Source organism: Pelosinus fermentans JBW45 (assembly GCF_000271665.2).
Lineage (GTDB): Bacteria > Bacillota > Negativicutes > DSM-13327 > DSM-13327 > Pelosinus > Pelosinus baikalensis.
On the sequence record NZ_CP010978.1, the window covers coordinates 4,896,043 to 4,920,066 of the forward strand.

Annotated in this window: 21 protein-coding genes and 1 pseudogene; 3 read left to right on the forward strand and 19 right to left on the reverse strand. The window is 42.3% G+C overall.

What is annotated here, in order from left to right:
* Positions 1-19: 19 nt before the first annotated feature.
* The 10 genes and pseudogenes from JBW_RS21635 to JBW_RS21675 form a co-directional block, all read right to left on the reverse strand.
* Positions 20-2,065, reverse strand: coding sequence for a molybdopterin-dependent oxidoreductase (locus JBW_RS21635; protein ID WP_007958037.1), 2,046 nt, complete (start codon positions 2,063-2,065; stop codon positions 20-22).
* An 83-nt stretch (positions 2,066-2,148) separates the two neighbouring features.
* A complete protein-coding gene (locus JBW_RS21640; RefSeq protein WP_007958044.1) occupies positions 2,149-2,973 on the reverse strand; it encodes a dimethyl sulfoxide reductase anchor subunit family protein in 825 nt (274 codons plus the stop codon).
* Positions 2,970-3,530 carry a 4Fe-4S dicluster domain-containing protein gene (locus JBW_RS21645; protein ID WP_007958045.1) on the reverse strand — a complete coding sequence of 187 codons (561 nt, stop codon included), beginning with the start codon at positions 3,528-3,530 and terminating at the stop codon, positions 2,970-2,972. Before JBW_RS21645 ends, JBW_RS21640 begins: the two co-directional genes overlap by 4 nt.
* Positions 3,531-3,546: 16 nt before the next feature.
* Complete coding sequence (locus JBW_RS21650) at positions 3,547-5,742, reverse strand: molybdopterin-dependent oxidoreductase (RefSeq protein WP_007958046.1); 2,196 nt, start codon at positions 5,740-5,742, stop codon at positions 3,547-3,549.
* Positions 5,739-6,365, reverse strand: a complete 627-nt coding sequence (locus JBW_RS21655; protein WP_007958047.1) for a TorD/DmsD family molecular chaperone — start codon at positions 6,363-6,365, stop codon at positions 5,739-5,741. Before JBW_RS21655 ends, JBW_RS21650 begins: the two co-directional genes overlap by 4 nt.
* Positions 6,346-6,666 (reverse strand): hypothetical protein, encoded by a 321-nt coding sequence (locus tag JBW_RS21660; RefSeq protein WP_007958048.1) that lies wholly within the window; start codon positions 6,664-6,666, stop codon positions 6,346-6,348. The genes JBW_RS21655 and JBW_RS21660 overlap by 20 nt, the downstream gene beginning before the upstream one ends.
* 118 nt (positions 6,667-6,784) lie before the next feature.
* Positions 6,785-8,425, reverse strand: a complete 1,641-nt coding sequence (locus JBW_RS21665; RefSeq protein WP_007958049.1) for a PucR family transcriptional regulator — start codon at positions 8,423-8,425, stop codon at positions 6,785-6,787.
* 10 nt (positions 8,426-8,435) lie between these two features.
* Complete coding sequence (locus JBW_RS21670; RefSeq protein ID WP_007958050.1) at positions 8,436-8,987, reverse strand: 4Fe-4S dicluster domain-containing protein; 552 nt, start codon at positions 8,985-8,987, stop codon at positions 8,436-8,438.
* Positions 8,988-9,195: 208 nt separating this feature from the next.
* Positions 9,196-9,375: pseudogene (locus JBW_RS26270) on the reverse strand (PepSY domain-containing protein); the annotation flags it as partial.
* Between the two features lie 17 nt (positions 9,376-9,392).
* Positions 9,393-9,671, reverse strand: a complete 279-nt coding sequence (locus JBW_RS21675; RefSeq protein WP_045820643.1) for a hypothetical protein — start codon at positions 9,669-9,671, stop codon at positions 9,393-9,395.
* Between the two features lie 160 nt (positions 9,672-9,831).
* Between JBW_RS21675 and JBW_RS21680 the strand changes: the two genes are divergently transcribed.
* A complete protein-coding gene (locus tag JBW_RS21680) occupies positions 9,832-10,506 on the forward strand; it encodes a response regulator transcription factor (protein ID WP_007958053.1) in 675 nt (224 codons plus the stop codon).
* Positions 10,503-11,894 carry a sensor histidine kinase gene (locus tag JBW_RS21685; protein ID WP_007958055.1) on the forward strand — a complete coding sequence of 464 codons (1,392 nt, stop codon included), beginning with the start codon at positions 10,503-10,505 and terminating at the stop codon, positions 11,892-11,894. The genes JBW_RS21680 and JBW_RS21685 overlap by 4 nt, the downstream gene beginning before the upstream one ends.
* A gap of 67 nt (positions 11,895-11,961) precedes the next feature.
* On the opposite strand, the gene JBW_RS21690 is transcribed toward JBW_RS21685, so the two are convergent.
* Together JBW_RS21690 and JBW_RS21695 are read right to left on the reverse strand one after the other, a co-directional pair.
* Entirely contained in the window at positions 11,962-12,240 is a 279-nt protein-coding gene (locus JBW_RS21690; RefSeq protein ID WP_007958057.1) for a hypothetical protein, read from the reverse strand.
* A gap of 662 nt (positions 12,241-12,902) precedes the next feature.
* Positions 12,903-14,249, reverse strand: a complete 1,347-nt coding sequence (locus JBW_RS21695) for a PLP-dependent aminotransferase family protein (RefSeq protein ID WP_007960089.1) — start codon at positions 14,247-14,249, stop codon at positions 12,903-12,905.
* Between the two features lie 207 nt (positions 14,250-14,456).
* Here JBW_RS21695 and JBW_RS21700 point away from each other — a divergent pair, with 207 nt between their 5' ends.
* The gene (locus JBW_RS21700; protein ID WP_007960088.1) at positions 14,457-15,866 is read left to right on the forward strand and encodes a glycoside hydrolase family 1 protein; all 1,410 of its coding nucleotides are present in this window, start codon (positions 14,457-14,459) and stop codon (positions 15,864-15,866) included.
* 126 nt (positions 15,867-15,992) lie between these two features.
* Here JBW_RS21700 and JBW_RS21705 read toward each other — a convergent pair whose 3' ends face one another.
* The 7 genes from JBW_RS21705 to JBW_RS21735 form a co-directional block, all read right to left on the reverse strand.
* A complete protein-coding gene (locus JBW_RS21705; protein ID WP_007960087.1) occupies positions 15,993-17,384 on the reverse strand; it encodes an L-cystine transporter in 1,392 nt (463 codons plus the stop codon).
* A 468-nt stretch (positions 17,385-17,852) separates the two neighbouring features.
* The gene (locus JBW_RS21710; RefSeq protein WP_007960086.1) at positions 17,853-19,268 is read right to left on the reverse strand and encodes an NADH-quinone oxidoreductase subunit N; all 1,416 of its coding nucleotides are present in this window, start codon (positions 19,266-19,268) and stop codon (positions 17,853-17,855) included.
* The gene (locus JBW_RS21715; RefSeq protein WP_007960085.1) at positions 19,265-20,800 is read right to left on the reverse strand and encodes a complex I subunit 4 family protein; all 1,536 of its coding nucleotides are present in this window, start codon (positions 20,798-20,800) and stop codon (positions 19,265-19,267) included. The genes JBW_RS21710 and JBW_RS21715 overlap by 4 nt, the downstream gene beginning before the upstream one ends.
* Before the next feature lies 1 nt (position 20,801).
* Positions 20,802-22,706 (reverse strand): NADH-quinone oxidoreductase subunit L, encoded by a 1,905-nt coding sequence (nuoL, locus tag JBW_RS21720; protein WP_045820644.1) that lies wholly within the window; start codon positions 22,704-22,706, stop codon positions 20,802-20,804.
* A gap of 28 nt (positions 22,707-22,734) precedes the next feature.
* Entirely contained in the window at positions 22,735-23,043 is a 309-nt protein-coding gene (nuoK, locus tag JBW_RS21725; RefSeq protein WP_007960082.1) for an NADH-quinone oxidoreductase subunit NuoK, read from the reverse strand.
* On the reverse strand, positions 23,040-23,549 hold the full coding sequence (locus JBW_RS21730) for an NADH-quinone oxidoreductase subunit J (RefSeq protein WP_007960081.1): 510 nt from the start codon (positions 23,547-23,549) through the stop codon (positions 23,040-23,042). The genes nuoK and JBW_RS21730 overlap by 4 nt, the downstream gene beginning before the upstream one ends.
* Entirely contained in the window at positions 23,542-24,015 is a 474-nt protein-coding gene (locus JBW_RS21735) for a NuoI/complex I 23 kDa subunit family protein (protein ID WP_007960080.1), read from the reverse strand. The genes JBW_RS21730 and JBW_RS21735 overlap by 8 nt, the downstream gene beginning before the upstream one ends.
* Positions 24,016-24,024: the final 9 nt, after the last annotated feature.

The window sequence follows — 24,024 nt, forward strand, 5'->3', positions numbered from 1 at the left end:
GATAAAATTAGTTCTTCCGCTAAACTGGATCAAAGTCCACGAATACATCATAAAAGGCCACGCCCTGAGAGCCTGTACTGACACGTCCCATATCCGTCGGCAGACCGTCATTCAAGTCATTAAGGCGCGTTTCACTGCCCGGCAGCCAGCCCTGATGACAAACCAAAATGTCTGACGGAGTATCAGGGGAAACATGAGCTTGTAGGGTAATAACCCCTAATTTATTATAGACTCTCACCATTTGTCCGGTTTTTACTCCTTTAACTGCTGCTGTCTGAGGGTGAATGAACACGACTGGTTTTTTATTTTTCGCGAGTTTGGTAATATTCTGAAACTGAGAGTTAAGTCCTTGCTGTGCATGGGATGTGATAAGCCAGTAAGGATATTTACCTTGGGGACTCATTCCTTTATGATATTGGGCTAAAGGAGGAATATTTTCACGCTGTGCTTTAGCAGAAAAGAACTCAAATTTACCCGAAGGAGTAGCAAATGTTTTACTGCTCCAGGCAGTAGTGGAAACCGCCGCTTGCCGCGGCCCGGCAGCCAGCTCGGACCAGTGGGAAATACCCAGCAGCGCATAGAGCTTTTCATTAAATTCTTCATCTAAGAAACTGCCTGGTGATTTTTCAATAGGAAAAGAACTACTGCCAGGTCGGTATGTGTTTAATGTCTTAGCCAGCAGCTGCCCAATCTCCAAATCACTTTTTGCCTCGAAATAGGGCAGTATCGCCTGTTCATTTAGACCAATCCAGTGATGCCAATAACTTGGCACCACATCCATTTCCTCAAATTGGGTTGTTGCCGGCAGCACAATATCGGAATAACAGGCCGTTTCGGTGAGAAACTGTTCCACCGTTACAATTAGCTCTAATTTATCCAGTTCTTTGCGCAGCATCTTCCCTGCTGTATCTTGAGCCAGCAGATTGCGGCAGGATACCCAGAGCATCTTAACAGACTGCTCTTGCAAATGGTTCAATTCATGAGCAAAGGTATTGATATTAAGATATCGATTTCCAGGGTCTTTGAGAAAATTATAGTTAAATCCCCACGTAAGCTGATGGGCATAGTGGACACCACCGCCCGGCATTCCAATACAACCAGTGATGGCACCCAGAGCATCTATAGCACGCAGTGTCTGCCCACCATGGATATGCCGCTGCAACCCAAATCCCGCCCAGATAAATACAGCTCTCGTACTGCCAATGATAGCCGCTAATTCTTGTATCCTTCCCAGCTCCTGACCACATTGTGCAGCCAGATAATCCAAATTAAGGTTTGCCAAGTAATCTTTAAAGAGAGGCCACCCCAGGGTATGATGGTCAATAAAATTTTGATCCCCATTGCCGCTCTCATAAATGATCTTGGCCAGTGCCAATGCCAATGCACCATCTTCTCCTGGTTTAGTCTGTACAAAATAGTCCGCTTTTCTCGCCGTCTGGGTATAAACTGGATCGATAACAATAACTGTAGCACCCTTTTCCTGGGCTCGGTATATATACGGCAAGGAATGGATCGCAGTCCAGGCTGGATTTACACCCCATAAAATAATAATGTCAGCCTTTTCCATCTCCCCGGGATCAGAGTTACGATTGTATCCCATATCATAAAGCTGTGCGTCTAATCCTGCTGACCAGCAGGGTGATCCCCTTGCCTGAGTAGTCGGTCCTAAGCTATTAAACATACCTTCTACCGCAGAATGCAATACGCCAAAATTACCGGAATATTTATTCAGACAAAAGGGTAAAGTGGAGTGGTAGCGGTCTTTTAAGTTTAATATTCTTTCACAGATTATCTCCATGGCCTGCTCCCAGGTTATTCTTTCCCACCGCCCCGACCCACGACCCATTTGGCGCAGAGGAAAACGAATGCGATCAGAGCTGTAAACCCGCTGAATATAGTTTTGCCCTTTGGAACAGAGCTTGCCTTTTGTATAACCATGGGCCGGATCACCTGTGATTTTCTCTAACCGTCCTTTACGGACATAAGCCAGCATACCACAGGTATCATAGCAATTACGGGGGCAGATATGACGGGTAATTTGATAGCCATCCTCATTGTAAGCCATGATCATCATCCTTTTCATTTCTGGTAATCAAGGGTATTCAATGATTGCGGACCAATCTCCTCTATTCATTTCCTGGATTCATTTTACAGACCGAACATGGTTAAAGCAACCGCCGAACCATAAAATAGTTCTCTGCCTAATAATTCACCGATAAGTACCAGGGCGAATGCCAGGATCATATATCTGGAAATATGCCACTGCTGCTGTGCAAGGACGTAGCCCAAAATACCAAGCGGGGCTATCCATCCGATAAACAAACGCAGCCAGAAGGTTATGCTTAACATGGTATTCCACCCCGTAAGGGCAGTAACATCACCGGCACTTATTAATAAAGACAGGTATAAAGCAAAACTCATAAAACTACAAAACAGCGCTGCTATAACAAATTGAAACAGACTTTTTCCTAAACTGTACTGCTTTATTGTAAGCAGCACAGCGGCATATAAGGGACCTAAGGTAACTGCCGTCAGCAGGAAGAAGAGAACCGGTCCAAAATTATTCCAGGCGGGAATTGCCGCTAAAACATATACCATTCCCGAGGTGGGTACTGCCATCAAGGCAACAATGGAACCGCTTATCCCCACCAAGTGTCGTGCTCCCCCGGTACGCCATTGCCAATAATAAACCACCGACAAGAAAAAGAATAGACCGAATAGAACCACTTCGCGACTTAGCCAGGAAGTACCAAAATGTGCTGAGGCCCGATATGCCTCTAAAGGATGCCCTAAATGTCCTAAAGAGGCCAGCAGTCCTAGCCCCATGGCTAAAACAACCCCCTGGGAAACAAATGTCCCGGTTGCCTCTTTCATATTTCCCTTTACGGTATCTAACACCCACAGGGAAACAAAAGCTCCCGCAGCCATTTGGGAGAGAACCGTAAATAAGACGAGTGCCCATTCCCCCATCATGCATCCCTCCTTACTTGACGCCCTACTACAGGTTTAATAAACCGGGTTGTGGGATTGGTGATGGCAGCATTGGGAAAGCCGGGTAATGACCGTTCGGCTCCAGCTATCGTATCATTTACATTAATAATCGTGATTGCTTCCATGGGGCAGCCGACGACACAAGCCGGTTTTTCTCCTCTATCCTGCCGCGCTGCACACATATGGCACTTTTCTACTTTTTTCGTTTTCTGATTAAACTCAGGAACTTTATACGGACAGGCCAGCATACAGTTTTTGCAGCCGATGCAGCGTTCTTTGCTATGCATGACGATACCATCTTCCCGCTTCGTATATGCAATCACCGGGCAAGCTTTTAGGCAAGCCGGATCCTCACAGTGGTTACAGGCAAGGGAGGCAAATTCTCTGGCAAAACCCCCGAAGCTGTCTTCCTTAAGAGGATATACTTTGCGCCAGCGAATTTCCGGTTCTTGCTGATATTCATTTTTACAAGCCAGTTCACAGGCATGACAGCCGATACAGCGATCGCTGTTCACCAGAAATCCTATCTTTTTTGCCACTGTTCATCCCTCCTCATTACATTTTTTGAATGGCAACGAAGTTATCATGAAAGGCAATTCCTGGTGCTCCCGTGGCCTTTTTTCCCATGTCTGCCGGAATAGCCTTCACAGTATAGTTGACATTGAATTTTTTATTTTTATACCAGGTTTCATAGACGGCTACTACATCAGGTGAAACCGTTTCCGTGATTTTAGCCGGCAAAGTAATGTAACCAATATCATTGAACATTTTTACGGAGTCGTTGTCTTTGATATGATACTTGGCTGCGACCTTAGGGTGAATTTCAATATGTGGTTCATTATTGACAGCAGCCATCCAGTCGAGATTTTGGAACTGACTGTGAATGCTAAGTTTCCAGTGGGGCGTAATGCAGCGCAGAGGATACTTATCAGTAGACTGCATTTCTTCTACATAAACTGGCAAGGGGAAATGTCCATACTTTTCTGCCTCAGCCGACCATAGTTCGTATTTACCGGAAGGAGTTCTAAATTTGCCGTCCTGCCAGGCAATCAATCCACTTTTGGCTTTTACCGGGCCTTTTTTTAGTTCCTGCCAGTCCTGAATGCCAAACTGCTTATATATACCTTCACTAAATTCTTTGCCTACCCACTCTTGCAAATCACCTGACGTGGGGAAAGTACAGGAGCCTTGTTCCAGCTCATTCAGCTTAGCTGACAGTTCCATGGCAATGGTAACATCGTTTTTACTTTCGTACATGGGCTTAATCGCTTGTTCATTAAGACTCAGCCAATAATGCCAGTAAGATACATTCACTCCCGGAGTCTCAAAGGCTGTGGTTACAGGTAAAACGATATCGGACATTTCTACCGTAGGAGTCATGTATAAATCCGCTGTTACCACTAAATCCATCCCTTCAAAAGCCTTCTTGACCACTGCGGTTTCAGGATCTTGCGTCATGGGTCCCCGGCAGGCAATCCACAGCATTTTAATGGGCGGATCTTGGGCATTTAATACTTCTGCACCAAAATTATTAATATTGATTGCCCGGTCTTCCTTGCCGCCGCTGTTAGCAGGTTTGCTTTGTGACATGGCATGGTATTTAAATCCCCAGGTCTCCAATTGGGCGTATTGAGCGCCGCCTCCTGACTTACCAATATTGCCAGTTATAGCCGCCAAGGCATCAATGGCCCTGACGTTCTGTCCCCCGTTGGTATGCCTTTGCATACCATAGCCAATCCAAATATTGGCAGGTTTGGTTGTTGCATATTCACGGGCAAGCATTTCTATGATATGTTGGGGAATCCCTGTTTTTTCTGCGGCCCATTCTAAGGTAATGTTATTTTTAAGATAGCTGAAAAACTCTTCTGCACCTTTGCTGTTCTTGGCAAGCCATTCTCCATCATACAGATTATGATCCAAGATGTAGCGGGCCATGCCCAAAGCGAGGGCGCCATCCGTGCTGGACTTAATTTGAATATACAGATCTGCCTTGGATGCTGTTTGGGTCAAAATTGGATCGATGACTACAACCTTACAGCCCCGCTGTTGTGCTTCTTTCACAAAATACATAGAATGAACAGAACACCATGCCGGATTGGCACCCCAGATAATTAGATATTTCGAATTCACAATATCCTCAGGATCATTACAAACTATAGTGCCAAAATCAAAGGTCTGAGCATCAATTCCCGCGGGCCAGCAAGGTGTTCCAGTGGCCCTGGTAGTATTGCCAATACTGGTTAACATTCCTTCGATGCCATAGTGCATAATGTCAAAATTGCCAGAGTACTTATTCAAACAGATGGGTAGAGTACTGCCATATTCTCTTTTGAGACGCAGCATATTTTGGGCAATTTCAGTGTAAGCCTCATCCCAGCTAATCCGCTGCCAATTACCTGACCCCCGGCCAATCTGACGCATGGGATATTTGATGCGGTCCGGGCTATATACACTGCGTGTGTAACTAAATCCCTTGGCGCATAACGTACCCCGGGTATAGGTGCTGGCAGGATCACCCACTACTTTTTTCAAAACCCCATCCTGCACAGTGGATAGGATAGCGCAAGTATCATAACAGTTCCGCGGACAGGCATTGCGAAATAATTCAACAGTGCTATTTTCGGCAGCCACTGCCGGACTAAGTCCTGAAAAAATAAAATCGAAGAATGTACCGCCAAAACTCACTGTGGCAACAGTAGCGGCTGCTCCCTTTAAAAATGTACGCCTGCTTACTACACTTTTCTGTTTCAAACAAATTCCTCCTTAGACAAAAAGTTAGCTTCTTCAGTTTGTAAAAACCGAACTAACGCAATTGCGGTATCACGGCATAGCGATGTTCTGCCATGTGTCAATATATCATCGCAATGCTGATAGACCCAAGATAAAATGTGCTGCTGGCAAAATTCCTGATATAATGCTGCATAATGATTCGCAGTACTGCTATCATCTGCTTGCAGTCTTTCCCCTTCCCGGGCCAATAAGTAGCAGATAAATTCAAATTCTAATCCGAGGTGATCATCAGGAAATGCATTTTTATTACTAACTTCAATACCTGCCTGAAGGTAAAACTGACGCACGAATAAGGTTTCTTCCTGCATAACCAAGCCCTGGGCATTCCGGTAGGCACTTTCATAGGGGGAAGCAAGTAATTTTCCTGGTCCTACAAATAAGCGGTTATAATCAAAAAGAGCTGCTTTATCCAACTGATGATCCTGTTGGAAGGAAAGATTATCGTTTACAGGTATGTATTGTTGAATGGTCGCTGCAGCCTTTCTTGCTAATTCCCATTCTCCCTGATAGTACTGTTTAAATAATGAATATAGGGAATAGCGTTTGGCTAGATCCGTTATTCGATCAAAGGTGTGGTTTGGCACTTGCATCCACCTGCCTTTCTGCTGGCAGCGTGTGCGTAACTTGCACCTCAGGCGTCAATGGCTGTCCGGTGCTAGATAGAATCGGAAGCTTCTGAATGCCATTTTTCTGCTCCTCTTCTGACAATTTCAGGTTCTTCGGCACCGTAGGCTGGGCAACACCTTGATAATTTTGGTTCTGGGTCCCACTGCCCAGCTGTACGGTCTTGGAAGTTTCAGAGTGAACCATTGCCCCGCAGGCACTGCACAATATAGTGATAGCAACTAAAAAAATACTTACATACAGTCGATTTTTTCGTAACAAACCCTCCACCTCCATTATCTTTTAATCCTAATTTCATTATATACAATAAAGAAGGCGGCATTTTTGTAGATTTCTCTAAATATTTCGATTATTATTGTAAAAAAAAACAAAACCAACCTCAGAGGTTGGTTTTGCGTATTTTAAAAATTTTACAGGCCACAGAAAGATTGATGCGATTCTCCAATTGCTTTAAGTCTGTTTCTAAGAGTTCTTCAATCTTTTTTAAACGGTACCGTAAGGTATTGGCATGCTGAAACAGCTTTTCTGCTGTCAGGTTTAAATCCCCATTTTGCTGAAAATAAACATGCAGCGTTTCGATAAAATTAGTATCATTTTTTTCATCATATTCAATAAGCACTGCCAAATATTCTTTATAATAATCATCAAGCTGCTCCAGGCTCATATGTGATAATAGACGGATGATTCCTAACTCTTCAAAATGAGTGATGTGACCCTTTTCCTGGATAAACCGCCCCAAGTCCAAGGCATGTTTGGCTTCCTGATAACTTCGGCACAGATCAGCAATCGTGGTATAAAACTTGCCAATACCAATGGAGAACGTAACCTCTGTAATAATCTCCTGCATATAAGCTTGTAGAGATTTCCCCAGAGACTTCCATTGCTGTTTGGCCGTCTTACCCTCATTCATAATATCTCCAATGATTATCACGATCTGTCCCTGCTGTTCCGTGACAATTACTTGTCTGTATTTATGCTGTAAAAAGTCCTCCACGTTCAGTTGTAATTTCCTCAACATTCTGGATTTATTGGTCAGCAAGTGCAAATCATCCGGTTCCATAATCAAAATTTGCTGTGGTTTACTAAAATCCCAGTTCCAATGCCGGGCGCGTTGTATCAGGCTTTCTTCGGTTACAAAATTATTATAGAGTAGATCATACAAAAAGTGATCTTGATATTTCTTTTCCGTATCTTCAATTGTTTTGCGATGAGCGAGCACCTGCAGACTAAAAATTCCTGTTTCCTTGATGCGGCATACATCCAATGGATTTAGATGGTTAGAAACATCAAAGACCAACAAGTAACCATAGATTTGTCCATCCCGCAACAAGGGATTGACCCAGCAGCTTACACTGCCACCATTGGAATTTTCCAGCTTACTCAGGTAGGGTGTTGCAAGAAGCTCACCTGCCTTGCATCGGTAGTGCTGAAGCCGGGCTAATCTAGTTAATTGTTCCCGTTCTATGTGGTCTAACAGTTTCTCATCTGTACTGCAGCTTATGATATGAAATGCCGGATTCACCAATACAACGGGATTTTGCAAATAGACAGCTAATTTAGTAAGCATAGGCGGCAAGTCTGTCCCGATAGCAGTCAACTGATTCAGGTTGCTATACTCTGCAAAATGGATCAACCGCTTCCCTTTGTTTAATGTAATCACTAATTCTAAGGCGAAAACAAATTCCTGCTCCTCAAGTGACTTTCCACTAGCCAGCAAGGGCATCTGCCGCTCCTCAGCTATAGCTGTCAGGCATGGAAGCAGTACTGTATCTGGCCCAATGAATAAAATCGCCGCTGCCCCAGAATGAAGATAGGTCCGCAATGTCGCTTCCGTATCCTGCACCTGACTCTCCTGACGAATGATAACCAAGGAATTAGTAAGGTCGCTGGCAGCTAACTGAGGAACTGCCGTGACCACTTGAGAAATTTGATTTTCCCGCCCAGCCCAGCCGCCAATGATGGTCGACTGCCGAAGGGGATCAAGTACCATCAATTCTTGTACAGTACAAAAGGGAGGCATCTTATTTCACCTAACCTTTCCGCCAAAAACATTGAGGCGCCCTTGGCAAAATAACCCGTATCGAAGGTTTGGTAAACTGTGTAATCGAAAAGTTTGGTAATGCTTCCTGCGCATACACAGGTATAGGCTGCATGATATCGATGACTTGCAGTGCACCTACAATACAGGATGCTACACAGGTTGGTTCCAGCCCTTGATCTAGCTGTTCGAAACAAAAGTCACATTTACTTATCTTTTTTGTCCGTGGATTCACTTTAGGCGCTTGAAAGGGACATGCACCAATGCAACGTTGGCAGCCATTGCAGCGCTGAGAATTATAGAGTACTACACCATCTCGCCGCTTATAAAAACATTTTTCTTTACACACCCGGATGCATTCCGGATTTATACAATGATTACAGGCTAAGGACAAAAAACCCAGCACTTGATTTTCTTTATTAATGTTCATTATGCGACGATATTGCAAATGATCCAGTTGATGTTTGTTGCTGCAGGCTACTTCGCACCCCCTGCAGCCAACACACTTACCTAGGTCTACAAGAAATCCCAGCTGTTTCTGCAAAAGAGCACCTCCCCTATAAGATGCAGCTGCACGATTACTTCTCTTACTATTTCCACCTAAATGCAATAAATCCTTTGGGTAAAAATCGAGAACAGTTTTATTGCAGAATTCTATCTTTTTTTCAAATAGCCCATTACCGAAACCCCTGCTTAAAAAACCAAACGGCGTTACCTCAAAGTAACGCCGTAATACATAAAATATTTAATTGCTAATATTTGATATCTCTTTCCAGGATGACACCAGTCTCCGGATTAATCTCCATTTCGCCACGAATCGGACCATTTGCAAATTTAACTTCATATTTCCGATATCCATCATCCGATTCCAGTTTTACCTGACCAATTTGTGAGCCGGGAAACTCACTCAGTACGATTGCTGTAACATCACTCTCACTTAGCTTTACGGTTAAGCCCCCCGCTCACCTCTTAGTTTAGTTTTTACTTCTGCTACCATTGCAGTATTTTTATTAATATCGATTTGATATTTGCTATTGGTTTCGTGAACCAGAAATTCAACTTCATATTCATCGATCTCATCTTTTGTTGATAGATAAACCGCTCCTTTTGGCACCCATTGCCTTGCAATTTCACGCGCTCCAGCTTCATCCAACGCTGCAATCGCTGTCGCTGAAACAAACATTGTGGCTGCTATCACTAAGAGCCCCCGCATTATCTTTTCCCGCATTTTCCATCATCCTCTCTTGCTTGATTAGCAGTAAATCTGCTGTTTGTCATTATCTTAGCAGACGGAGATTAAACCAAGATTAAAACCGAAGTTTCCATAATTCTTCCAGAAAAAATATGATATAATGCAAACAAAGAACTAAAAAGGGAGGAGCAGACCGATGCGGGTATTAATTGTGGAAGATGAGAAAGATTTGCGGATATTGCTAAAAAAGCGATTAACGCAATCTGGCTATGGCGTAGATACTGCGGGAGATGGACTGGAGGCCAGCTATTATTTGGAAACAACAACATATGATGTTGTAATTCTGGATTGGATGCTGCCCAAACTGGACGGAATTTCCCTGCTAAAAAAGCTTCGCCGGCAAAAAGAAAGTCCGCCAGTTCTTTTATTGACCGCTAAAGACAGCATTGAGAACCGGGTTGAAGGACTGGATGCCGGTGCCGACGATTATCTGATAAAACCCTTTGCTTTTGAAGAACTGCTGGCAAGGCTGCGTGTACTAGTACGCCGGCAGACAGATATTCAATGTGATACTATCTCGGTTGCTGATCTAATTGTAAATTTCAGTACCCGCAAAGTAATCAGAGGTGGAAAACAAATCATTTTATCCGGCAGGGAATTCGCCATTCTGGAGTATATGCTTCACAACAAAGGTATCATTCTATCCCGGGATAAAATCGAGCAACACATCTGGAGCTACGATTTCGAAGGTGCTTCCAATGTGGTCAATGTATATATTCGTTATTTGCGTCAAAAGATTGATGACGGCTTTGAGCAGAAGTTAATTCATACCGTACGCGGATCGGGTTATGTTCTGCAGGAGAACTTATGAAACCACTGTCAATTAAAACTAAAATCACTGTTTGGTATACGGGGCTGATTGTTTTAATTCTCTGCATTATCTTAGGCATTCTCGCATTTAGCACCGATAGAATTCTGGTTTTTGAATTGCAGCGTGAGCTAGAGGATGAAGTCTATGATATCGTTGAAGACATTCAGTATGTAAATGGAACCTTCGACTTCCATAAATTAAAATATTTTGATGACGGTATCAGCATCTCTATTTATAACAGGGAGCAAGTTCTAATTAAAGGATTATTACCGTCTGGATTTTCTTCATCTGTGCCATTGCACAACAACCAGATCCAAACCATTCAATCAGGTGAAGTCCATTGGCTGGTCTATGACCTTTACGTCAGTACCAACTGGCCGGAAGCATTATGGATCCGGGGAATCGTCTCCCTTAATGCAAGTTATGAGACTCGCACTTATATTTTATTAATTTGCGTAATTCTATTTCCGTTTCTAGCCCTATTAGCTGCTTTTGGCGGTTGGCTGATTACCCAAAAAGCATTTCAGCCAGTCAGCCTGATCAGAAAAACGGCAGCAGATATTGAGAATAGCGGCGACCTGTCCAAGCGCATCCAGCTAAGCGGCAGCAAAGACGAAATTGATGACCTAGCACAAACCTTTGACCATATGCTAGATCAGTTAGAGCTCTCTTTTCAAAAAGAACGTCAGTTTACCTCTGATGCTTCCCACGAACTCAGAACACCACTTTCTGTTATCCTGGCCCACACGGAATATGGCCTGACCCAGAGAGACAACCCCGCCGAAACAGCCGACGTCCTGCAGGTGATTCAACAGCAAGCAAAAAAAATGATGGCTTTAGTATCTTCTTTACTGTTACTCGCCCGTACAGACCATCAATCGGCACAGCTTGATTTTGAGACCGTCAACCTGAGTGAAATAGCCAATATGGTCATCGATGAACTCATGATAACTGCTCAATCAAAGAATATCACCATCCATACCGCAATTGACGACAACCTTATAATTCTTGCCGACCAAACGTCGATCATGCGTCTATTATTAAATTTATTACAAAATGCCATACGTTACGGGCGGCAAAATGGCTGGATTAAAGTTGAGCTCCACCAGCTCAAAGAAGACGTGCTCGGCAGCATTGAAGATAATGGCATTGGCATTGCCTCTGATGACCTGCCTCAAATTTGGAACAGGTTCTATCAGGTTGATCCCTCCCGAAAAAGCGTGGAAGATACCAGTGCAGGGCTCGGCCTTTCTATCGTTAAATGGATTATCGAAATTCATGACGGCCAAATTTCTGTGGAAAGCCTTCCGGGGCAGGGTACACTATTTCGCTTCTCACTGCCTAACCGGCCCAGACATTACACAAACAAGACTTTAAAACGCACTTAATATTTGTCCACTTTACATGAACAGCAGCTTGCCGCCTATTTCAGGTGGCAAGCTGCTCCGCTGCTTTTCACATGCTCTGCCGTCTCCTGGGTTTGATTCCTTGCTCTAACAATTCCTTATCTAATCTTGCATAGGTAATGTCTCTATATTCTTCGAATGAAATTTCGTGAACTATTTCAGTGATTTTTCCAACCAGCGAAAGATGATATATCGCATCTTCTTTTTGCTTCTTGACTATCACATACTCATTCCCATCCAAATCTGTAATCAATTTAAGTGTAATGTCGGCGCTCTCTGTTTCCTCACCCATAATCGTGTCTTTCGTTGTTCTATAGGTTCTGTACATTTACACTATCCTCATTTTCCCAGGAATCGGGTTGAATATCTCTCCTTCGTTGTGGCGAGGAGGAGTCCCCGCCACGTGCTGGTGCGGTGCTTTTGCCCCAACTGTATACTTTTTTCTTACCTTGGATTGCTACCAATTTATATCCCCCCATCTTCATCCTGTAGGAGGTTTCTTCTATCCCCAGTTCAGGATAGAAGAAACCAACATACAGTTTGTTTCAGGGGAAATTAAAAAAACGCATATGCGAGGTCTTTTCAACCTACACATGCGCTTTGCTTCGTCTTGACTGCGCGCAGACGCTAAGCCTCTGCCAAAACTTCAATTGTATTATGCCGAATGTACCATCCCTTGTTTTCAAGGGAAAATCACGGTATAATAAATTGTCGTCGTAGACAGCTAGCTGTTACGTGTAGGTGCTTGGACACCTGCTCGTGCCTGGGAGTGCTTGCTACACTCTCAGGACACGGCGACTTTTTTAATTTCCACCTATTCCTAATTATATTACTTTTTTTAGGGATTGCAAGCAAAAGCAAAGTGAAAAATGAGTTCTTTTGAAAATGACAGGGATGAAAAGACGAAAACAAAAGACGGCAACCGGCAGTAGCCGGGAGTCGTCTTTTATTGCGCCTTTTTCAGTGGTTCCGAACCGTTCTGCGTTAGTCTTAACGGCGCTTCAATTCTTCGTAGATTATCTCAAAACCCTTGTTAATAGCAGCTTTATTGGTACGCGCAATGCTCAGTCGGATTCCTTTTTCACGCCAAGAGTTATCGATGTAAAAAGAGTAATTACTTCCGCCAGCGATGAGAATATGACGCTTTTTTAGATTCTCAATAAACCGATTCTCATTCATATAATCTGGCAGCTTCAAATAAGAATAATAGCCCGTTTTGCCACCGATACATTCTATATTATAGGCAGCCAAGTTACGAAAATTGTTATCCAGACATTTCAATCTCTCGGAGAGCTCTTTTTTTATTGATTGGACATGTTTTTTTAGTATATTACTGCGAATATAAATTTCTAACGTGGCTTGTGATATCAAAGAAGCTGAAAAATAGGAATAATAATAGGAGAAACGTGTATGTTCTGTAAAAATATTTAAAAGATCAGTGGGAATAACTACAATTCCCACTCGAATCCAGGGGAGTATTTTAGAAAAATTTTTCAAGTAGATGTGATGATGATGGTCACCATACGCATAGATGGGATCGTATTTGGGATCGAAAGAGATATCTCCGAAATAGTCATCCTCCACAATATATACATCATATCGAGCGGCTAGTTCGGCAATGGCCTTTCGTTGTGTTTTTGGATAGGTTGTACCTAATGGATTGTGGTTACGAGGAACAGTATAAAAAAATTTGATGGGTTCTTTTTTGAAAAGTTCCTCCAATCGATTTAGATCAATTCCTTGCTTGTCTCTGCGAATTCCAAGCACCTGGGCACCAGAAAATTTCAGAAAGTCGATAAAGTATTTATAGGTTGGCTGTTCGATCAAGATCGCATTCTTACCATTAGGAAAAGGCATTTGTGCCAAAATACTGAGTGCTGGTTGAATACCTAAATTAATAAAGACGTTATTCATCGGAGTAAATACTTGAAAATCAGCTAAGTACTTGACGGATAATTTTCGTAATGATTCTACACCATAGACAGTATGTGATAAGGATAGATCCTGGTATATATCCGTAGCTCTATTCAAGCAATGGTTAAGGTCAGGTATATACATATCACGCATTAATAAATTACCTGTAGAGAAGTCTACGACCGCAGTATCAATGTTTTCAGTTTTAATGACATTCTCCACAATATAATAACCGCTTTGCGGTAGAGAATAGATGAGATGCTTATTTTTCAGTGTTTCATATGCCTTAATAACAGTACCTTGTGAGCAGCTGTATTTTTCAGACAAGTCTCTGACAGAGGGGAGTTTTTTATGGAGTTGATAGTCCCCGACCTGGATACTCTTTTCAATATCCATGGCTATTCGTACATAGATCGTATTCATACTAACACCCTTTCCAACTGTACTAATGCAGTTCTATTTTATCACAATTGCATTGCTCTTTCGTATGAATATATAATGAATTATGCAAAGAAGAAAAGTTCGCATGGTGAAGAGAGTGAAATGAAATTTTGCTCCGAGGAATGAATGCCTTTAAGTATATTGAAACATATAAATACACTTCTAAATGTAAAAAGGAGAATAACGTATATGAGATTTCCTAAAGATTTTCTGTTTGGAGCAGCTTCCGCATCGTATCAGATTGAAGGGGCATGGAATGAAGATGGTAAAGGAGTATCTAATTGGGATTTGTTTTCTAAAATTCCCGGTAAGACATTTGAGGCAACGAATGGTGATGCAGCAGTAGATCACTATCATCGGTATAAAGAAGATGTAAAACTCATGGCAGAAATGGGATTGGAATCGTATCGTTTTTCAGTATCATGGGCAAGAATTATTCCCGACGGTGATGGTGAAATCAATCCCAAAGGTATCGAATTCTATAATAATCTGATTGATGAATGTTTACATTATGGGATTGTCCCTTTTGTAACCTTATATCACTGGGATTTACCCCAGCCTCTAGAAGCGAATGGGGGCTGGACGAATAAACGGACAACGGATGCATTTGTAAAGTATGCCAATGTTTGCTTCAAAGCATTTGGCGATAGGGTAAAGCACTGGATTACTTTCAATGAAACAGTAATATTTTGTGGTCATGGTTATCTGTTAGGAGCACATCCACCAGGGATATTGAGCGATCCTAAGAAATATTTTCAAGCGACGCATAATGTCTTTACAGCTCATGCTAGGGCGGTCAGTGACTATAAGAAAATGAAACAATTTGGTGAAATCGGTATTACGCATGTATTTAATCCAGCATTCAGCATCGACAATAATGCTGAAAACGAAAAAGCTACCTATCATGCTAATCAATATTCCACAGCTTGGTATTATGACCCTATTTTGCTAGGAACGTATCCAGAGTATGTTGTAAAGCAATTGGCAGAGAAGGGGTGGACCCCAGAATGGACAGCAGAAGAATTAGATATCCTGAAGGTCGCTGCACCACAAAATGATTTTATTGGACTGAATTATTACCAACCACAGAGAGTCGCGAAGAATGATGTGCAGGAAGACTCCACGCCTAAAAGTCGAGAACAGTCAACAGGTGCACCTGGTAATGCATCTTTTGATGGTGTATATAAAACCGTAAAAATGGCGGATAAAGTATATACTAAATGGGGTTGGGAAATTTCCGCTGAAGGCTTTTTAGAGGGACTACGGATGTTAAAAGTGGCATACGGTGATGTTAAAATGTATATTACTGAAAATGGTTTAGGTGATGAGGATCCGATTATTCAAGATGAAATTGTCGATGTACCTAGAATTAAGTATATTGAAGAACATTTAAAAGCTGTAAAAAAAGGTATTTTAGAAGGCATTAATTTGAAAGGTTATTATGCTTGGTCAGTCATTGATTTATTGAGCTGGTTGAATGGCTATAAGAAACAATATGGTTTTATTTATGTAGATCATACTAATAATTTAGCACGAAAGAAAAAATTATCTTTCCATTGGTATAAGCAAATGATTGCTACTCGAGGAGAAGAATTGTAATCAGGCTAATTGCCAAGGCTCTGCCAAACAGCTATTTAGTGGTGTTTGATACTGCTGGGCGCACTAAACCAAAGCACTATTTGTCAGTAAAATGACAAATAGTGCTTATTTATACTTAATAGAAATTTATTCCGGATTCACTTCAAGTATTTCTTGATTGTAAGTTGCTGTGTCAATCTCATTCATTATTTTACTAGTAGCAACGCCAGCGACCATGGCTCCACTTACGTTCAGCGCAGTTCTTCCCATATCAATTAACGGTTCAATGGCTATCAGCAAACCGACGATCCCCACTGGCAAACCCATTGTGGAAAGCACGATCAGAGCTGCAAAGGTAGCACCGCCGCCAACACCAGCAATTCCAAAAGAACCGATAGCAACAATAATCACAAGCTTAACCAGGAAAGCGAGATCAAGAGGATTAATTCCTACTGTAGGAGCAACCATCACTGCCAGCATTGCTGGGTATATGCCAGCACAGCCATTCTGCCCAATGCTTACTCCGAAAGAAGCCGATAAATTTGCATAACCTGAAGGAACCCCCAACTTATTGATCAGTGCTTGGATAGTCAGCGGAAGTGTTCCCGCACTTGTCCGTGATGTAAAGGCAAAAACCAGCACAGGTAGGACCTTTTTGACATAAGTAACGGGATTGAATCCCATTAAAGAGAGTATTATCAGATGCACTATAAACATAATAATAAGTGCTACATAAGAAGCAATTACAAACTGAATTAATTGGTAAATATCGGCATAATTACTTGTAGATACAAATTTAGTCATCAACGCCAACACTCCATAGGGCGTCAATATCAATACAAAATCTACAAGCTGCATCACGATATCATTCGCTGTCTTTATCGCATTCACAAAAAATTCCGCTGATTGAGGCTTCGCTTTCTTAATGCCTAACACAGCAATACCAATCAAGGTTGAGAAGAAAACTACCGATAATGTATCCGCACTGCCTTGACCAGTCATAGCATAAAAAGGATTAGTCGGAATGATTTCTATCAACTGCTGCTGCACAGGTTTTGTCTTAAATGAGGTAAATTTTCCTTCGACGCTTTTCGTAGCCCCCAGCTCAGCTTCACCTACCTGCAACCCCTCCGCCGTCAAATGAAATGCTAAGGAAGACCCTGCTCCAATAGCACCCGCAATAGCAGTGGTGAATAACAGTATCCCGATGATTAGCCCTCCGGCTTTACTAAGGATTTTAATATCCTTCAGGTTCGTGATAGCCGATGTGATCGAAACAATAATCAACGGCATAACAATCATCTTGAGCAACCGTACATAACCCGATCCTATTACATCAAACCAACTATTTGATTGTTTGATGACGTCTGATGAACCACCAAAAGTATTCTGCAATACACCGCCAAATAGAACGCCAAATATAAGTCCTGCCATGACTCGTACCCCAAAACTCACATGCTTACGTTGCATATAATATAAGATATACACGATTCCAAGTATTGCTAAGATATTGATGCTTACTGCTAAATCATTACTCATATTTCTCCTACCTTTCGTAAATAATACATCCGCGATTAAATTAGATTTCGCAATGACTTTTTAAAATACTATTGTTGATACGTATCTTTCATGCATAGATAACAACTAATTTGCTCTTTTCCCCTTCGATTATCTACCTTCTCCGTAAAAAGAAAAATAAAAAGGCCAAGGAAACGCTTAAGCGTTTTTTCCTTAGCCTTCAGTTTTCTGATCAGCCAATATATATTTTACTCACGTAGTATAACATAATCTTTTATCTATGCCAATATTTTGAGGGGAACTTTTTTGTGTTTAGCTTTAAAGCTCAACTTTATTACCATCATGTGAATTCAAAATTAAAAAGGCCTCAATCCCTGATCTTACAAGGATTAAGGCCCTTTTTTGCCATTACCAATGATACAGTTCTCCGTATCATTTATAGCTGCTAAAGCTTTAATTAAAAGTTTTGGAGGAAAAATTCCTTTTCTTTTACCACAACGACCGAGCAGCAGCATTTGCCAGCTCAGCTAATGGCCCAGGGTATATACCAATAAACAATGTTGCAATCAAACTAATCAGAGCCACAATACGCAGCGATACACTAGCAGTAAACTCCTGCTGATTCTTTGCTTCCTTACTATACATCACTTTGACCACAAGCATGTAATAGTACACCGAAACCATCGACATGACAAGCCCTAACATAGCAATCCAGAAGTAACCTTTATCTGTAATTGCCATAAATATATACATCTTACCGACGAAACCTGCCATTGGCGGAAGGCCTGCCATAGACAACAAGGATACCGTCATAACCACCGCCAAGAAGGGTGACTTTTGAGACAACCCAGAAAGATCGTCAATCTTATCTGAACCGTATTGGTTATTAACGGCAGTAGTGACAGCAAAGGCACCAACATTAGCCACCATATACAGTACAGCATAAAACAACATCCCCTTGACTCCGGCTGCATCAGCAGCCAAGAGACCTGATAAAATATAACCAGCTTGCGCGATGGAGGAGTAGGCCAACATGCGCTTGGTATTCGTCTGCCATATCGCAACTATAATACCTACAATCATACTTAGGCCAGCCAATAGACTGACAATCGTCAACCAATAGGCTTGTAAGTCGGCAAATGCTACTAAGAAAACCCGCAGTAATACGGCAACCCCAGCAGCTTTTGATGCCATCGCCAACATGGCAGTAACGGGAATCGGCGCGCCTTCATAAACATCGGGAGCCCACATATGAAAAGGAACAATAGACATTTTAAAACAGAAACCGGCAAGCATAAGTCCTAACCCCAGCAGCATAGCCGGACTAGCAGTAATATGAGCAGCGATCTCACTCAGCACAATACTGCCGGTAAAGCCATATACCCAGCTCATACCATACAGTAAAACTGCGCTTGCTGCCGAACCAAGAATCAAATACTTTGTGCCAGCTTCACTTGACTTACTACTTCTTAGATCAAAGCCAACTAGAATATAAAATATAATGGTCATCAATTCCAAGCCAACAAACACCGTTAATAAATCATTTGCGGAGGCCATAACCATCATACCCACTAAACTTAGGAGTAATAATGCATAAAACTCCCCAGTGTTGTGAGTCAGTCCTTCTATATAATCAAAGGAAAACAGCAGGGTTAAGATCGTCGCCACTATGAATAACTGCTTGAAAAACAAAGCAAATTTATCGACGACAAAAAAACCATGATACACCGTAGCTGAAGCCCCATGTTGGTTAAAGGTATAAACTAAAATCCCCAATAAACCACAAACTGCAAAATACCCTAAACTACGGCGAGCTTCTTGACGCGGCATCAATAAGTCAAAGACGATGATGAGCAAAGCAAGAATTACAACGGCTATCTCACTGGTCAACAGCGCAATATTCATTGAAAAACACCTCCCAGCAAGGTCGGCGTAACATGCAGCTTAACTAGTAACGCCATTACCGGCTCCATGCCACTATTAACCATACCCATTAATAATTGTGGGAAAACACCAACTACTACTAAAACAGTCCCCAGTAATACAAGGGATACTAATTCAACTCCAGAAGCATCACGGCAAGTATCAAATTCCGCGCGCCGCGGACCAAATAGCACATTTGCCAGCACGCGCAATATATAAAGCGCAGTGAAAACAATACCGGAAATGGCCAGAAGAGTATGGAGCGGGTATACTTTAAATGCACCCACAAAGGTCGTAAACTCGGGGATGAATCCGGCTAACCCCGGAAGCCCTAACGAGCTCATACCAGCTAACATAAAGCCAGTAGCTACACGTGGCATTTGGTGTGCTAACCCACCAAGACTTAGAACCTGCCGAGTATTTGTTTTGTCATAAACAAGACCAATCATTGCAAAAAATAAGGCGCTCATTATCCCATGGGCAAACATATTTGCAATCGCACCATCAATGCTGATAACATTTAAAGCTGCAAAGCCAATCAGTATATATCCCATATGGGATATTGACGAATACCCCACAATATATTTTAAGTCTTTTTGCGCTATGGTAACAAACGCAGCATACAAAACATTAACCACCGCAAAAAATGCAATAAACGGCGCCCAGAATTTAACCCCTAGCGGTAAAATGAGCAACCCAATTCGAATTAAACCATAGCCGCCGATTTTCTTTAACACTCCAGCATGGAGCATAGATACTCCTGTCGGAGCTGCCGCATAACCGTCCGGTGCCCAACTATAAAAGGGCCACATTGATAAAGTAGAACCAAAGCCAAGCAGCAATAAGAAAAATGTGAAGACTTGAACATCTTCTGATAAATTCCCCATCATATGAGCCTGAGCTAGAACTTGCATACTGAATGTTCGCATCCCTGCCGGAAACGCATTCACATATAACGCGATAACCCCGGCAAGCATGAAGGCTGAACCTAATAGCAAGTAAATTGTCAGCTTCATCGCCGCATATTCTTTACTCACTCTTTCCGAAGAACCCCAAACAACTACCATAATGTAACTTGGTATGATCCCTAGTTCGTAAAACAATAAGAATATGAACAAATCCTGGGATACAAATGTTCCGATTGCACCGACTACCAAGAGCAGCAATTGAATAAAGAATTCTTTAGAGCGTTTCTCCACATTCCAAGAAACAAAGATAGTGGAAAAACCAACCAGCATAGTTAATAGCAGCAGCGGCAAGGAAATTCCATCCACACCTAAAGCGTACGATACTCCAAGCTCGGTAATCCAAGGGACATTCTCTATATATTGCAGTCCACCCAAGCTAACATCATAGGCCCAGTAAGCATACAAGGTTAAGCCGAGAGCGATTGCCATCGTTACAGCTGATATCATTTTTATCGTTTTGTCCGCTTCACGCGGCATAAAGGACAATACCAGTATCCCCCAGATAGGCGTTAGTAAAATTGTCGTTAATAATGGAAAATCAACCATTTTAGTAATCACCTCCCGATAAAACACCCTTAAATAGTGGGCTAAGCAGCACTAACCATACTACAAGGATTAGCATCGCTCCAAACATGATTAAGCCGTATCGCTGCAGCTTACCAGTCTGGGATTTGCGCACTAAATCGCCAAGCCCAACCGGTAAACCAGCTATCCCATTTACAATGCCTTCAACAAAATGAAGCTCCAACCAATACAAAATCTTGCCTAAGCCATCAACAAAGGTGTGATTGAGCCATAGGTAAAATTCATCAATATAATATTTGTGGAAACTCAGCTTATATAAAGTGCTGAAACGTCTGGACAGTTTATCAGGTGAAACCTTGCCCGAACCGTATATATACCAAGCCAAGGAAATCGCTAATATAGACAATACCGTCGACGTTGCCGCGATACCCCAATGTAAACCTTCGTGTGAGGCCGAACCGAAACGAACCCAGTCACCAAAGTGGTTAGCATAAGGTATATACCCGCCAATAACAGCAAGAACGCCAAGCACTACCAATGGGATTCGCATGGACATTGGCGCCTCATGGGGCTGATTGTCTGGTTTTTCCGATCCACAAAAGACGACAATCAGCAATCTTGCCATATAAAACGCTGTCATAAAGGAAGTCACTACGGCAATGGTGTATAACGGCATACTAACCTGGGAAACCGCCAGCAGAATTTCATCCTTTGAAAAGAATCCCGCAAATGGTGGAATACCAGATATAGCAAGTACACCAATCGTCATAGCGGCAAAAGTGACTGGCATTTTATGACGCAAGCCGCCCATCTCAAAAATGTCATTTTTATTTGGCAAACCGTGCAATACCGCGCCGGCTGCTAAGAACATCAATGCTTTGAAAAAGGCATGTGTCATAAGATGAAACATGGAGGCCGTAACACTGCCTACCCCAAGCGCTAACATCATATAACCCAACTGGCTGACAGTAGAATACGCTAAAATGCGTTTAATATCCCGCTGGGTAAAGGCGATACTGGCAGCAAAGCAAGCTGTGAACGCCCCGATCCAGGCTATTACCTCCATTGCATTTGGCAAAACACTGAATAAGAAAAAAGCTCTAGCTACCAAGTACACCCCAGCTACTACCATGGTAGCGGCATGAATAAGGGCTGATACCGGTGTTGGCCCCTCCATCGCATCAGGCAGCCACACATGCAGCGGGAATTGTCCAGATTTTCCGATAGGACCAAGGAATAAGAGGAGTGCTACTATAGTCAGCAAATTTGTGCCATGCTCTGCAACATATAGAGGCACATTAGATGCTAACTGCTGAAAGTCCAACGTACCAAATAAAATCTGCAAAAATAATATTCCGACCAGCAACCCAAAATCACCAATGCGCGTAGTAATAAAGGCTTTTTTAGCAGCTTCCCGCGCAGAAATCTTGTGGAAATAGTAGCCAATTAAAAGATAGGAACATAATCCAACCAATTCCCAAAAAACAAACAACTGCACAAAGTTAACCGCAATAACTAATCCTAACATAGCAGATGCAAACAATGACAAGTACGCAAAAAAACGTCCAAATCCAGCATCACCACGCATATATCCAATAGAATAGATTTGCACCATCAGGGCTACCAATGTAACGATTACCAGCATCATAGCCGATATAGGATCAATATATACCCCCATATCAACAGTGAGTCCCGATATAGAAAGCCAAGGTATTCTTTGAATCAACGGATTATCCACCGTGATATTATTAGCTATAACACCATACCCTACCCCTAAGGACAAGGCAAAGCTGATTAAGCTCATGCAAACAGACACCGTCGCCGCCAATATAGGAAGGCGACGCAGAAAAAATCCCACTATTATAAAACTCATTGCCGGTAACAACGGAATAAGCGCAGCATGAGACAATGCATATTGGTTAAACAAATTTCTTCACCTACTCTCTAATGCAATTTTACCAGCGCATCTCATCAAGTCTCGCAGCATGCACCGTGTTCCGATCATAATATACTCGAAAGATCATTGCCATTCCAACTGCTACTTCAGCAGCCGCTACTGTAATCGTAAATATGGCAAATATTTGCCCGGTTAAAACCTCCGGTGTTATAAAGCGTGAAAAGGCAATTAAGTTTATATTGACAGCATTAAGCATCAGCTCAATGCTCATTAAAATACCGACGATCGTTCTCTTGCTCAATACCCCATACAAGCCAATCGCAAATACGATAGCCGCTACTGTTAAAAAATGAACCAATCCAATCATTCTTCCACTCCCTTTGCCAAAACAATCGCACCAATCATAGCTGCCAGCAAGAGCACTGCCGCTGCTTCCATTACCACCATATAATCGGTTAATATTAACTGAGCAAGGAGCGAAGGGGTATCTTCAACAATCACCCCACTGGAATAATGCCAGGGTGTAGTAGCTATGACTCCTAAGGTAACAACAACAAACAAGCCGCTTACTAATGTAACTACGCGGGACGGAATATTTACTTCCGTATCATTCGTCCCATGCCGACTACTACGCCTGGTAAGCATCGTCCCAAGAACAAAAACAATAGCAATTGCCCCATTGTAGATCAGAATTTGGACTGCTGCCAAAAAGTCCGCCTGCAACAGCACATACAAGCCGCTTACGCCGATAAAACATAAAGCCAGCAGTAATGCACTGTGCACAAGATTGCTTTTTGTCACAACCCCAAAGGCAGCTGCTACTGTAATCGCCGCAAATATATAAAATGCAACAGTATAGATCAGCTCATTCATCCTTCTCCCTCCTCTTAAGGGTATCCTCTTGCTCAGCATTGGACTTGTCCGCTGGAGCTACATCTACAGTCGCTGATTTTTGCTTTGAAATAGCTAAACAATCAACATCCAATTCATCTTTAAAGTACCGTGAATTCTCATAATTTTTGTCCCAACAAATAGCGTTTGTCGGACATGCTTCAATACAATAATTACAATACAGACATAATCCTGAATGATATACATATGACTTTAAGTGCCGTTTTTTCTGCTCATCAGTGCCTGTAGTCAACTCAATAACATGATTAGGGCATGCCCTTGCGCACAGTCCGCACGCGATGCATTTTTCATTGTCTAACTTCAGCTCACCGCCACGAAAACGATCGGGCATGGTTAGCTTTATTTCGGGATACTGCAGCGTTTCCTTTTTGTTAAAAAAAGCTTTTAAGGTTACGCGCATGCCCTCTAATAATCCTTTACCAACCATAGCTTTCCC